This is a genomic window from Vibrio pomeroyi (assembly GCF_024347595.1).
GTDB lineage: Bacteria > Pseudomonadota > Gammaproteobacteria > Enterobacterales > Vibrionaceae > Vibrio > Vibrio pomeroyi.
Map to the genome: position 1 here is coordinate 672,776 of NZ_AP025506.1, position 13,183 is coordinate 685,958.

10 protein-coding genes and 1 other RNA gene are annotated in these 13,183 nt (G+C 44.6%); 5 read left to right on the plus strand and 6 right to left on the minus strand.

The annotated features are described in order from the left end of the window. Positions 1–21: 21 nt before the first annotated feature. A complete protein-coding gene (locus tag OCV12_RS02965) occupies positions 22–615 on the plus strand; it encodes an acetate uptake transporter (protein WP_261885308.1) in 594 nt (197 codons plus the stop codon). Positions 616–739: 124 nt separating this feature from the next. On the opposite strand, the gene OCV12_RS02970 is transcribed toward OCV12_RS02965, so the two are convergent. The 4 genes from OCV12_RS02970 to OCV12_RS02985 all read right to left on the minus strand — a co-directional run bounded on the left by OCV12_RS02970 (position 740) and on the right by OCV12_RS02985 (position 6,133). Next, complete coding sequence (locus OCV12_RS02970) at positions 740–2,287, minus strand: alanine/glycine:cation symporter family protein (protein ID WP_176681909.1); 1,548 nt, start codon at positions 2,285–2,287, stop codon at positions 740–742. A gap of 459 nt (positions 2,288–2,746) precedes the next feature. Further along, positions 2,747–4,087: an MBL fold metallo-hydrolase gene (locus OCV12_RS02975; protein ID WP_261885309.1), complete on the minus strand. Its 1,341-nt coding sequence runs from the start codon at positions 4,085–4,087 to the stop codon at positions 2,747–2,749. A gap of 142 nt (positions 4,088–4,229) precedes the next feature. Then, positions 4,230–4,997 carry a 1-acylglycerol-3-phosphate O-acyltransferase gene (locus tag OCV12_RS02980; RefSeq protein WP_261885310.1) on the minus strand — a complete coding sequence of 256 codons (768 nt, stop codon included), beginning with the start codon at positions 4,995–4,997 and terminating at the stop codon, positions 4,230–4,232. Positions 4,998–5,188: 191 nt separating this feature from the next. After that, positions 5,189–6,133: a hypothetical protein gene (locus OCV12_RS02985; protein ID WP_261885311.1), complete on the minus strand. Its 945-nt coding sequence runs from the start codon at positions 6,131–6,133 to the stop codon at positions 5,189–5,191. A gap of 244 nt (positions 6,134–6,377) precedes the next feature. Between OCV12_RS02985 and OCV12_RS02990 the strand changes: the two genes are divergently transcribed. From OCV12_RS02990 to OCV12_RS03005, 4 genes are all read left to right on the plus strand, one after another. Next, complete coding sequence (locus OCV12_RS02990; protein WP_261885312.1) at positions 6,378–8,090, plus strand: class I SAM-dependent methyltransferase; 1,713 nt, start codon at positions 6,378–6,380, stop codon at positions 8,088–8,090. Between the two features lie 51 nt (positions 8,091–8,141). Further along, positions 8,142–8,870, plus strand: a complete 729-nt coding sequence (locus tag OCV12_RS02995; RefSeq protein WP_261885313.1) for a DUF429 domain-containing protein — start codon at positions 8,142–8,144, stop codon at positions 8,868–8,870. 78 nt (positions 8,871–8,948) lie between these two features. Beyond that, a complete protein-coding gene (locus OCV12_RS03000) occupies positions 8,949–9,758 on the plus strand; it encodes a M15 family metallopeptidase (protein ID WP_261885314.1) in 810 nt (269 codons plus the stop codon). 305 nt (positions 9,759–10,063) lie between these two features. Continuing rightward, positions 10,064–11,944 carry an ATP-dependent zinc protease family protein gene (locus OCV12_RS03005; RefSeq protein WP_261885315.1) on the plus strand — a complete coding sequence of 627 codons (1,881 nt, stop codon included), beginning with the start codon at positions 10,064–10,066 and terminating at the stop codon, positions 11,942–11,944. 208 nt (positions 11,945–12,152) lie between these two features. Here the strand turns inward: OCV12_RS03005 and ssrA are convergent. Next, positions 12,153–12,519: a transfer-messenger RNA gene (ssrA, locus tag OCV12_RS03010) on the minus strand. A gap of 66 nt (positions 12,520–12,585) precedes the next feature. Next, on the minus strand, positions 12,586–13,071 hold the full coding sequence (gene smpB, locus OCV12_RS03015; protein WP_004735156.1) for an SsrA-binding protein SmpB: 486 nt from the start codon (positions 13,069–13,071) through the stop codon (positions 12,586–12,588). Positions 13,072–13,183: the final 112 nt, after the last annotated feature.

Here is a 13,183-nt window from a genome sequence, read left to right on the forward strand (position 1 = left end):
CTTTAATAAGGTAAATTCGCAATGTCGACCAAACTAGCTAACCCAGCGCCACTAGGCTTAATGGGTTTCGGTATGACCACTATTCTTCTTAATATCCACAACGCAGGTTTCTTCCCTATGGATTCAATGATCCTTGCGATGGGTATTTTTTACGGTGGTTTGAGCCAAGTTATCGTGGGCACTATGTGTTTCAAACGTGGTGACACGTTCGGTACAACTGCGTTTACTTCTTACGGCCTGTTCTGGTTGTCTTTGGTTGGTTTGATTGTAATGCCTTACATGGGCCTACCGGCAAGTCCTGCTGCATTCATGGGTTGGTACCTACTACTATGGGGCATCTTCACAGGCTTCATGTTCATCGGCTCTCTATGCTACCCAGTAGCGAAGCAAGTAGTATTCGGTTCACTAACTATCTTGTTCTTCCTACTTGCAGCTCATAACTTCACAGGCAGCTCAGTGATCGGCACTATCGCTGGTTTTGAAGGCATCTTCTGTGGCGCTTCTGCTATTTACTTTGCAATGGCACAAGTGATCAACAACGAATACGGTCGCACAGTACTGCCAGTTGGTGAGAAGAAAGCGCCTCAAATGGCAACACAAGAAATCGCTGCTTAATCTCGAGCTTCTTAGAAATATAAAAAAGGGTTAGCCATGGCTAACCCTTTTTGCATCTTGCTTCAAAGAAAAACAGTATCTAAAACATCGTTATCATTTAAAGCGATATCATTTTTTGAACGTCTTACGCTGAAGGCTGCTCTACAGGCTTGCTGTCTGCCGCTTCGGCTTCTGGCGATTTACCCGTTTTGCGCTTGTACTTCTCTTCCCAGTAAGTAGCGCCTTTAATGCCTAGTTTTACAGGGTTGAACGTGTACTCAGTTACGCCTTGCTTCTGTTGCTCTTCGTAATCAGCCAGTGCTTTAAGCGCAGGCTTAGACATGAAGAAGATAATCAGAATACCTACGATGTTTAACCATGCCATCAAGCCAACACCAACATCACCCATTGCCCATGCAAGGTTCGCTGTTTTAACTGTGCCATAGAAAACTGCAGTGATAAGAACAAGCTTAAGTACGAACATCATGCCAGGGATCTTGATGGTACGACGTAGGTAAGCAATATTCGTTTCTGCGATGTAGTAGTAAGCAAGAATCGTTGTAAATGCGAAGAAGAACAGAGCAAATGCGATGAATGGCTTACCAATGCCTGGTAGTGCACTTTCAATAGCGAGCTGTGTAAATACAGGACCATTTGCACCGATGTTTGCTGCTAGGTTCTGAACAAGGAATACACCTTCAGCGCCGCCGTGAACGTTGTAAGCACCGGTGATGATGATCATGAACGCTGTAGCAGAACATACTAGAAGTGTATCGATGTAGATAGAGAACGCTTGTACCAAACCTTGCTGAGCTGGGTGATCAACACTTGCAGCCGCTGCCGCGTGAGGACCAGTACCTTGACCCGCTTCGTTTGAGTAAACACCACGCTTAACACCCCAACCAATTGCAGCACCGAAGCCTGCCATAGGTGTGAATGCATCACCAACAATCATTGCGAAAACAGTTGGCACTTGGCTGATGTTTAGCAGAATGATAACGAACGCGATGATGATGTAAGCCAATGCCATGAAAGGAACAACGATCTGTGTGAAGTTCGCAATACGTTTAACACCACCAAAGATGATGAAAGCAAGGATGATAGCGACAACAGTACCAGTGAAAATTTTAGCAAAACTGAATGTACCAACAGCTGTTTCGATCATATCACCTGAACCAAATGCAGCTTCTACAGCGTTACCGATACTGTTTGACTGAACACCTGGAAGTAAAATACCACAAGCAAAAATAGTCGCGATTGCGAAGATCCATGCGTACCATTTCTGACCCATCGCTTTTTCGATGTAGTAAGCCGGGCCACCACGGAACTGGCCTTCGTCTTCTTCTTTGTAGATTTGCGCTAGCGTTGATTCTGCATAAGCAGTCGCTGCACCAAAGAAGGCTACAACCCACATCCAGAATACTGCACCTGGGCCACCGAAACCGATAGCGGCAGCAACACCTGCAATGTTACCTGTACCTACACGGCCAGATAGCGAAACGGCTAGAGCTTGGAAAGACGAGATGCCTTTTGATGAGCTTTTACCCGAAAGTAACAAGCGCCACATTTCAAAGAAGTGACGGATTTGTACAAATCGAGTCATGACGGAGTAGAACAAACCTGCACCTAAACATAGGTAGATAAGCACTGGACTCCAGATAATTCCATTCAAAAAATCAACGAATGACTGCATGAGTATTTTCCCTGTTAGTTTTACTTGTGATTGTTTTTCGAACAACACAATACTTCACTTGTAACCTGAGTGTTAAATTATTTAACTACGCATTGGGATTACTGTGACATAAAGCATGTTACAGGGGCTAATTGTTAACGCTTAGTGCTATCTCGGAAATCGTTTCATTTAAACGCAAGTGCAACTAGTTGCTTTGTTTTGGTTTTTTTCAAAGTGAATAAATAGTGATTAATACAAACAAGTAACTTTCGCGGTCGGTAACTAAGAAAGGGTGGCGATAAAATAGACGAATCGACCATTTAGCATGAACGGCTGTTAGAGTGCATTTGTTACGGGGAAGTTGGAATATATCACTTGCTCAGAATAGTTAGGCAGTTTTAGAGCGCTATCATTTTTTGAGGGGATAAAATGATAGTTTTTATCTTTACGGTAGGAAAAGTGCCTAATTAGACACTTGTTTCAAACGACCTTGAATCCTTGTTTTCGCAACTCTTGAGCGAATTCATACTGAGTATTTGATTCGCCATGTATCAAATGCAACTCTTTTGGCTTAACAGGAATGCCAGTAATGAATCGATTGAGATCCTCTTTATCGGCGTGAGCCGAGTAGCCAGACATGCCATGAATTTGAGCATTCACTTCCACTTGTTTGTTGTCGATTGAAACCTGCATTTCACCCTGTTGAAGCTCTCGTCCTAGGGTGCCGTGTGCTTGGTATCCTGCCAGAATCACATCGGTTCGTTTATCTGGAAGTAAGGCGGATAAGTAGTTCATGATCCTGCCACCCTGACACATTCCTGATGCCGCGACCACAATCGCTGGTTCACCTGTCGACTTGAGGCGATTAACGATTTTCTTATGCATTCTATGCCCATCAACAGTAATACACTGATCAAAAGCAAGTGGGTGACGTTTCAGTTCTAGGCGTTGTTTTGCTTCTTGTCCCCAGAGTTCTTTAAAACGTCGATAGGAACGTGTCACTTTCTCTGCCATCGGAGAATCGAGGATGATAGGAATATCGGCTCTGAGTTGATGCTCAAAGATCAGGTGTTCGATATCAAATAACAGCTCTTGTGTTCGACCGATACTGAACGCCGGAATTAGGATGACACCGCCATCGAGTAGTGAACGATCAATGATCGCTTTAAGACGCTCTGCTCGTGTTGCAATATCATCATGTGTACTTGTGCCATAAGTGGATTCGATAAACAGATAGTCGGCTTGTTGTGGCGGCATAGGGTCAGGAAGTAAGGGTGTGTTGCTGGGCCCTAAGTCCCCAGAAAACACCACCACTTCTTGATTAGGTAACTTTATCTCGATATAGGCAGAACCTAAGATATGTCCAGCAGGTTGAAAACGAGCATACAGAGTATTTGGCCTATTATGATCCTTTCCGTTGTTTTGCTGTTTAGAGGTGATAGGAAACCAATTTCCATAAGGCTTGGGCGCTATTAGCGAATGAATCTTTTTAAGGATGAGTTTGGATTGTTTATGACTGAGCCCTTGCAGCTTTAGTCCGTCTTCAATCATTAAAGGGGCAAGTTCAGCCGTCGCTTGAGTACAATAAATCGGTTGGTTAAAGCCACTGGCGAGCAACCAAGGCAGTCGCCCGATATGGTCAATGTGAGTATGAGTTAGCAGTAGAGCATTGAGGTGGGATGTTTCAAAATCGATATCAAGAGGGCGAGCGTCCGAACCTTGAAAGAGGCCACAATCGATGAGCACCGATTGGCCTGAATCTCTTAACTCGTGACAAGATCCTGTGACCGTATGTTTACCGCCATGGTGAATTACTTCCATCGTTTACTCCCATTGCTCTATGCCGTTTCCCGCGTTTTATTTTGCGGATAAGTGTCAGCAAGTAAAACAAGAACAATGAGAGTTGCGATCGTTGAGTATCTTTTTAAGTAACTGAGCGATGACTCAGTGTGTTCGTTGCGAGTTAGTTAGTAGAAGAACGGTCTGAATCAAGCTCTGGGTTTTGTTGTGATTCCAATCTAGCGACTTCGGCATCAAGCTCTGCAATCTTCTCAGCCATTAGCGCATGGCAGTGATTGGCCAGCTCTCTAGCGTCACTCAGTTTGTATCCAGACACATCAATAGGTTCAAGCATCTCGGTAATCACAATACCGTTGTTTAATCGGTTAAAGTCGATTTTGTTGTGAGTGGTGCTCGTGCACATAGGGGTGATAGGCACACCCGCCTCAATTGCCATTCGGAAAGCGCCCGTTTTGAAAGGCAATAGCCCGCGGCCTTTACTACGAGTTCCTTCAGGGTAAACCCACACAGACAGATCTCGTTGATGAATCGCTTCCGCCACTTGCTTAATGGTATCGCGCGCTTTGGATTTATCTTCACGGTTAATCATGATGTTACCGGTGATCCAATACAGCAGCCCAAAAAACGGCACCACTAACAAATCGCGCTTTCCTAAAGAAACGGTGCGTGGTCTTAGCATTCCAGGGTCGGTGACAAAATCCAATATGCTTTGGTGGTTAGAGATATACACGCTTTTTTCTGGTGTTGGCGCATTCTCTAGGCCGCGCTGAACCAGTTTTACACCAACTATCTTTTGTAGTTGATTGAACCAACGGCAGAAAACGTACACATGCTTAGGGTTCTTGGGGCTAAACAAGCAGTAAACAAAAGCACATAGAGTGGTGAAAATAATAAACACCGTAGCCAAGATAATACGAAGAACAGCAAGCACAACTCACTCCTTATTCACTGCAAGGGTGCAGCAATTAAATAGTTTTAGGTAGTTGAAGTTTTCACTCTATTTAACCGAATTGCAACAATTAACTGTGCTAGAAGCCTTTTTTTAGATCTTTATATAAAACAATGACTAACAATAGGTATTAGACGCGCATATCGAGCTTACACGTGTTCACCAGTAATGGTTCATGATAACCAAAATTGTTTATTTGGGTCGGATTGTTCTACCCACTCAGGATCTTGGCGAGCTTCTAAATAGAGTTGAAGACCGTTATAAGACATGAAAGCCGCAGGGCCACCAAGGTGTTCAAAATAGTCAAAATAGTCATCTTCAAGTGCACATAGGTGAGCTAAATCTTCCACCTTGTTTGCGATTGCCCATTGAATCGCAAACACTGGAGCTGTTGAACCTGCAACTGACACTTCTTCGATATTTGGGCTAAACATCGCGTTAGCCTGTTCCTGTAGAATCTCTTGTTGCTCAAATTCTTGCAGTAGCACCTCGTCGATGATCGCCAAGCGCTTTATATTTGAGACATTCTTATTCAGCTTCGCAATTCTCAGTGCGTAGCTAAACCTTTCTGATGACACAATATTGACCAGTTCCGACAGCAGTTCTTTGTCTACCCCAGCAGCCTTGGTGAAATAGTCGATACAAGAGTGGATTGAAGCATAACGAGTGCCTTCAAATTCAAAGCCACTGGTTTCGTCGTAGGCCTCAATGGCGGTGTTATCAACCGACAAAGGCCAGCCTTGATACTCGACTCGCTGCTTGGCGATTTGATACATCTTCCAAGCGCTGCGCCCAAAGCCGCCAAGTGTCGAGCCTGTAAACTCGCTGTCTATCAGCTCTTGCTCAGTCCAGTTCTCACCAATGCCTAAGTGCTTGGCATACTTATCAATGAGCGCATGCTTTATCTGGTCGCGCACCGTCCATATAGATGTCAGGTCTTTCGCATATTTCACACTCGCGCATTCTTTACACGCTGGCAGTGCTATCGGCGCATGACCAACCTTGGCAAAAAACTGAGCAGTTTTAGGAAACTCAACCGTGTGATTAGAAGGCTCACCACAAAACCAACAGGTGTGGCGCAGGTTGAATGGGATGTCTATGTATGAGTATTGGGTCATTGAACTTCTATCGGCTAGGGATTGAGGTTAGGGGTATTGTTGTAAAAGTAATTATCTCTGTTCGAGTGTCACCTTGCACCTGGTTTATTTCACTTTTCTTTGGACTAGCTCGATAGGGATATGTTGATATAAAACAGCCACTAATGATGAATGTTGACGGATGTTGCTGAACCTACATGTGCCGCTAGTAATCCTATTAGGCCACCATTACTATGGGAGTAGTCTCCTTACTCCAATAGCGCATATGTCCTCATCGATTCCTTTTTACGATAAAAATGCTCATGCACTTTGTCAGCAGTACAACTCCGTGGCTTTCGAAGTGGTACATAAAAGCTGGCAAGCATACTGGCCTTTAGAGGGCGATAAGGTGCTAGATGTCGGTGCGGGAAGTGGCCGTGATGCGTTATGGATGCATAAGGCCGGAGCTGAAGTCATTGCGATAGAACCTAGTGCGTCATTACGCAAGCAAGGCTCAGAATACACTGGGCCAAGTGTTACATGGTTAGATGATTCACTGCCATCATTGAGCCGCACTGAAAACCTCGGAATGCGTTTTGACCTGATACTGGTGAGTGCAGTATGGATGCATCTTGCACCGTCATATCGAGAGCGAGCATTCAGAAAGTTATCTAACTTACTCGCTCCAAATGGCAAGTTGGTGATTACGCTACGTCACGGAGAGTTTCATGACGACCGAGAGGGCTATGAGGTCTCGGTTGAAGAGCTTGAGCGTTTATCGAAGAACAGTGCTTTGTTGGTGCGTCATGTCGATAACAGCCAAGACACCTTGAAGCGCAGTGAGGTTTGGTGGCAAACCGTAGTTATGACGCTGCCAGATGATGGCTCGGGTGATTTAAACAAGGTGCGCCACATTATTGTGAATGACAATAAGTCGGCTACATACAAATTGGCATTGTTAAGAACCTTGCTGAGAATCGCAGATGCCCATTCAGGTGCCGTGCTTGATCGAACGGATGGCAAAATATCTCTACCGGTGGGTTTGGTTGCTCTGTATTGGGTTAGGCAGTTTAAGCGTCTAATTGATATCGATATAGAAGGCATTGGGATTCAGCAAAACAGCAACACGAGTAAAGGCCTAGGTTTTGTAAAAGACGATGGTTGGAACAAGCTCAAACACCTCAGTGCCGATGATTTAGCGATAGGCGCTCTATTTCTTGGTGATGAAGCCAAAGCATTGCAGAAGCTGTTTTCACAAACGATCAGTACTATTAAATCGGGTCCAGTGACCTTTATTTATCAGGGCTCTAAAGAGAATAAGTTGTTTGAGATACTCCCATCTCAGCAGCGACGTAAGAGTCGAGAATCATTGGTCATCGACAGTGAGTTCTTAGCAAGCTTTGGTTACTTCACATTGGATGAAAGCTTGTGGGAGTGCTTCAGAATCTATCACTCTTGGATTGAGCCGCTAGTAGTGAATCAATGGGTCATGGAGATGCAACGTTTTGAGTTAAATCGACAGCGCAATATCTCACTTCAGACCTATCACGACTGCTTAGTATGGATTGACCGAAACCACGATACTCGTGATGTACGCAAAAGAGTTGAGCAACTTAGAGCTGAACATGCAGACATTGTCAGCGTCTGGAGTGGAAAGTCACTTAAAAACGAGTACCACGTTGATCACTGTCTGCCTTTTGCTTACTGGCCGAATAACGATAAGTGGAACCTCTTTCCAACCACAAGCAAAGAGAATCTAAGTAAAAGTGACAAAGTGCCTACCGCTGAAAAACTTCGCGCGTCTAAACCTCGTATTCTCGAATGGTGGCAATTGGCGTGGAGTGATTCGGCTCATTTTGAACAGCAGTTCTTTTCTGAAGCGGCACTTTCTTTACCCAATATTCCACCACAGTGTCGAGACTTCGAAGAGGTGTTTGACGCAATGGGTTTACAGGTACGTGGCGTGAAAAGTCGACTGTTAATCAATGAGTGGCATTGATCTCCACGTTTATCCGCAAAATTCACCTTTTAAACAACGGTAGAGTAAACAATGAAATACATCGGAATTGATGGCTGTAAGGCGGGTTGGATCGCTTGGATTGTCTCTGATAATCAGGCGCCAGTTTTCAAAGTAGTAAAGGCGCTTGATGAGCTTGCGAGTGATCTCATCGGTTCAACGACGCTTATCGACATGCCGATTGGTTTCAGTGACGCGCAGACTCCAGATCGTTTATGCGACAAAGCAGCAAGGCGTTTTCTAACCAGCAAACGTGGTTCTTCGGTGTTTCCAGTTCCGTGTCGTGAGGCGGTTTACCAAACCGATTACATTACGGCGTGTAATGCCAATGTGCAGCAGCTTGGTAAGAAGTTCTCTAAGCAAACTTGGGGGATTGTTCCTAAAATCCGAGAGTTGGATAAACTCATCGACGATCACCCAAACTTATCGATCAGAGAGTCTCACCCTGAGGTCGTGTTCGCTGCTTTGAAAGGGGAGCCGCTTACCTTTTCTAAGCGAACTCAAGAGGGCAAAGAGGAAAGGCTTTCGATTATTCAGCAACTCGCCCCGCAATGGTGTGAGGTTGTGGCGTTAGCTATCTCAAACACCAAGCGTAAAGATGTCGCGATAGATGATATTTATGACGCATTCATATTGATGTTGATTGCTTCTCACGCTCCAACATTGTCGTGCTTGCCTGAATTTTCTGATGTCGGCGGAAAGGCTGATAAGGATCAGAATGGTCGAGTTCGCGAAATCGTGTATTGGAAGAAAATGCAATAGCAAAGTATGCGCTCTGTTAGGTTGAGTGTGTTACTTTCTACCTCCTGTTTTTTACTCTTATTGTTTTTTAGCCTTGATATGAAACGTTTAATTGTTGGTTTGCTGGCAACCTTGATCAGTGCGGCGAGTTACGCCCAAGTTGCGCCTGTCTCTCAGTGGCAATGTGACATGATGAAAAAGAACAAGGTGTTGAATAACGGAGCACCTGTTGGGTGTGATCGCCTATCCAAAGTAGACTTTGATTTCGTTAACTTTAAGGGCGAAACGCAGCAGGGGAACATGATTGTGCTTGACGTTATCGCCCCTTCTGTTGAGCAAATCTTTTTAGAACTCAAACAGCGTAATTTCCCGCTGCATTCTGCGCGCCTAATGCGTGAGTTCAACGGTGACGACAATGCCTCGATGGAAGCCAATAATAGCAGTGCGTTTAACGCTCGGCCTATCACTGGCGGAGGAGGTTGGTCGAAGCATGCTTACGGTGTGGCAATCGACATCAACCCAGTTCAAAACCCTTTCTTAGAGTTCGATAGCAACGGGACCATTACGGTAAAGCCATCACAATCGGCAACCAGCTATGTGAACAGAACGCGCTTTCGTGCACGCAATGACATTGAACGCCGAGGCATGGCGGAAGGTGTGGTCGAGCTTTTTGCACATCATGGTTTTATGATCTGGGGAGGGGACTGGAATACCCCAATCGATACTCAGCATTTCGAGGTCGGTTCGAGAAAGTTCGTTAATCAACTGCTCTCTAAACCAGAACCTGAAGCCAAAGTACTATTTGAGCGATACGTCGAATCTTATCGCCAATGTTTTAATAAAAATAAAGGCGAGGGCGCAGAAAAAGCTCGTGCTATCTGTGCAAAGAAAACAGTCGGGACTTTTTAGTGCTATGTTTATCTAGAACCGTTTGTGTTTTAGCAAGTTAAGCTCGCTTCAAGGGTATTTTGAATCGCTAAGGTCAACGCATGTCGTTGGCCTTTTTTATATTCGTTTCTCCAATAGAACACCGAGCAATCAAAAGGTTATTGGGTATCCGTTAGTCAATAATTGATGAAGTAATGCGGCGCAAAGTCATCGGTTTGTCATTGAAAAAGTCATAGCGTAAACGTTATGTGAGAACCATCGCTGGTGGGGGAACTTCTAGCCTATTCGCCAGTATTATTAGTGAACTGATCACAACGGACCAACTAATGAAAAAGATACCTTTGGCTCTAACTCTTTTAAGCACTCTACTTTTTTCACAGTATTCTTTGGCTACAGACACTTCACACACCACGCAAAATCCGACTTACGAACTCGATGGTAAGGCGGTATTAGGTCGTACTGAGAATGTGTACCTCTCTAGCGTTCAAGGGCTTAAAGAGGTTCCTTTCATTGGAAAAATCGACACCGGTGCTGAAACCACCTCCATGCATGCAGAAGACATTCATGTAAAAAGCACACATGCCGATTACAAGAACCTCAAAGACAAAGAGTTGATGGCGGCATTAACCGAAGATGTGTTGAACAATAGTGATGTTGACTACGATGATTGGGATGGCAGCACCTTTGCGAAATACCAAGCTGTGGTCTCTTTCAAGGTTCAAAACCCACGTACTGGTGAGATGGTATTGGTTGAGGCGCCACTAGAGCGTGTTAGCATGATTCGCAGCCGTACCAGCAGCACACCTTTGCTTCGCCCGACGATTAAAATGTCTCTGACTATTGCAGGCCAAGAGCTAAAAACCGATGTTAACCTGACAGACAGAAGTCACTTCTCCGCGCCTGTATTGATCGGAAAAACCTTCCTTGCAGATAATGCGTTAGTCTTTGCTGGCTACGACTATTTGCAAGAGCAAGAGAACGCAACGGTGGTTGGCCGTAAAGAGGTAGTGTCTATCTCGGGTATGGCGATGAATGCGACCTTCTCTTTAAAGAACCGCTACAGTATTTTGCATGCGAAAAATATCGACGTAGACAAAAAGAACAACGAAGTGACGTTTGATATGTTCGATAACGATGGCAAACAGAAAGAGATGACATTGCCGTTGGTTCGCATGTTAAGCGTAAGCGGAAACAAGAGACCATTAGTGTATGTACCTGTTCAACTTGATGAGAACACGACTAAAGATGTTCTCGTGTACTTACGTGACCGTTCAAGCAGTAGCTCACAGTTAAGATTGGGCACCAACACCGCCAGCGAACTCTTCATGATTGATACCAATGCTGAGAATATTCTTTCAGAAGGATCAGAGAGCTTTAGTGATGTGGCTGAGGCAAGTGAACCGTTGATCATCTCGCCGGAAGAAGACATTACCATCGACGACTTCCCTCTTAAGGCGGTGGCTTCTTTCACGGTAAATACCCCCCTGTTGAAGGTCGATAGCTTCGAGATTATCGGCAAGGGCAAAGATGAATCCGTTGAATTTTACCTAACTGACGTCAATGGCGAAAAGCAGAAGGTGACCAAGCCAATTATTAAAAAGCTGAAAGTAGGGGAAGATACTCGCCCTGTTGTAAGTGGTGAGTTCTCGGTTTCTGGCAAAGTTCGCCAACAAGATTTTGCAATTGATGTGCTAGACAGCAATGAAAAAGAAGCTTACTTCATCCTTGGTAAGAAGATGGCGAAAGAGGGCGTTTACGTGAACACGCGTTCTGACTACCTACTGAAAGCCGAACCTCTGTTTAAAGTAGGACACATTGAAGTCGTTGAAGTGAACGGCATGACATTCCCAGCCAAGCTAGACACTGGTGCTGATGTAAGCTCAATGAATGCGGTGAACATCAAACGATTCAAGAAAGATGGTCAAGACATGGTGACCTTTACTTATCAAAACAATCAAGGCGATAAGCAAGAGTTCACTAAGCCAGTGATTGATGTAATGCGCATTAAAGCCAAGAAAGGCGAGAAGGTGAACATTCGCCCAGTAGTCGAAATGAACGTTAAGCTAGGCGACCTAGAGAAGAAGGTGAGAGTAAACCTTCAAGATCGCTCTCGTTTCGAGTACAGCATGATTTTAGGTAAGAACTTCCTGAAGCACGGCGCGGTAGTAAGTAGTGATGAAGATTACGTACTAGGTGAGATGGAGTAACGCCTCAACTTACTAAGAGCGAAATAGAACAGTTCTAAATAGCCACACGTTTCAGTAATGGGATGTGTGGCTTTTTTATTGAGTGTCTGTTTTTGATATTTACGGTTAGGTATCTAAGTTCTTGTTATTAAAAATTTTATGTCCTAATACACAACCTTTAGACAAACAAAAAGGGCCAACTCTTTCGAGTTGGCCCTTTCCAAACGTTTGGTGGAGCTGGCGGGAGTTGAACCCGCGTCCAAAAATCATTCATCATTGGTACTACATGCTTAGTCGATCTTTAATTTCACCAGCAACCTGCGAACCGACACGCTAGTTAAAGGCTAACCTGAATTATAATTCGCGCTTTTCCTCTCAGGTGGGAGAAGCCACGCTAGCTAGTTTGGGTTTGATCTCTTATTGGTCCCCGTCTTACGAGCGGAAGCTAGGGTAAGAGAGCTCTGAGCAGGTTATTAAGCTGCTAGTGCGTAGTTTTCGTCGTTTGCGACTATTTTTTTGCGGCTTTTTACGTGGCCAACCGCCCCACGGCATGCACCTCAGACTTCAAAATTCCTGTCGAATCCTAAATCAGCCCCAAGTGTTATTTGCATAGTACCAGAAAAGCTTAACCTGTCTAGCACTGTGCGTTTAAGTGCTTAAAATTAACGCAAATTACTCTTCATAATTCGTGCTTTATCTCTCGCCCAATCTTTTTCTTTCATATCAGTACGTTTATCGTGCAGCTTTTTACCTTTCGCTACGCCAACTTTAATCTTCGCCCAAGAGCGAGACCAGTAAAGTGCGGTTGCGACAAGTGTCATGCCTTCACGGTTAATACGACCGATAAGGTTATCGAGTTCTTTTCTCGACATAAGGAGTTTACGGATACGTGTTGGGTTCGCCACGATATGAGTACTCGCTTGAGTTAGCGGAGTGATCGTCATACCACTGATGAATGCTTCGCCATCTCGGATGTAAACGTAGCTTTCTGCGATATTGGTTTTGCCTTCACGTAGGGATTTTACTTCCCAGCCTTGTAGCTCAAGCCCCGCTTCTATCTCATCGTCGATGAAATATTCGTGGCGAGCTTTCTTATTAAGCGCAATGGTATTACTACCGGCTTTTGATTTTGATTTATTCTTTGCCATAATGGCCTCATTATACGGATTGCGCCCTAGTTGGGGAATCCTTTTTATTTGCGCTCTGGCCCAATACAATTAAAATTGCAGTTTGTGTTAATGTAACGCTGTCTTTAACAGG

Coding starts and splice junctions, on each gene's coding strand:
- OCV12_RS02965 (WP_261885308.1), top strand. CDS start 22: ATGTCGACCAAACTAGCTAACCCAGCGCCACTAGGCTTAATGGGTTTC.
- OCV12_RS02970 (WP_176681909.1), bottom strand. CDS start 2,287: ATGCAGTCATTCGTTGATTTTTTGAATGGAATTATCTGGAGTCCAGTG.
- OCV12_RS02975 (WP_261885309.1), bottom strand. CDS start 4,087: ATGGAAGTAATTCACCATGGCGGTAAACATACGGTCACAGGATCTTGT.
- OCV12_RS02985 (WP_261885311.1), bottom strand. CDS start 6,133: ATGACCCAATACTCATACATAGACATCCCATTCAACCTGCGCCACACC.
- OCV12_RS02990 (WP_261885312.1), top strand. CDS start 6,378: ATGTCCTCATCGATTCCTTTTTACGATAAAAATGCTCATGCACTTTGT.
- OCV12_RS02995 (WP_261885313.1), top strand. CDS start 8,142: ATGAAATACATCGGAATTGATGGCTGTAAGGCGGGTTGGATCGCTTGG.
- OCV12_RS03000 (WP_261885314.1), top strand. CDS start 8,949: ATGAAACGTTTAATTGTTGGTTTGCTGGCAACCTTGATCAGTGCGGCG.
- OCV12_RS03005 (WP_261885315.1), top strand. CDS start 10,064: ATGAAAAAGATACCTTTGGCTCTAACTCTTTTAAGCACTCTACTTTTT.
- smpB (WP_004735156.1), bottom strand. CDS start 13,071: ATGGCAAAGAATAAATCAAAATCAAAAGCCGGTAGTAATACCATTGCG.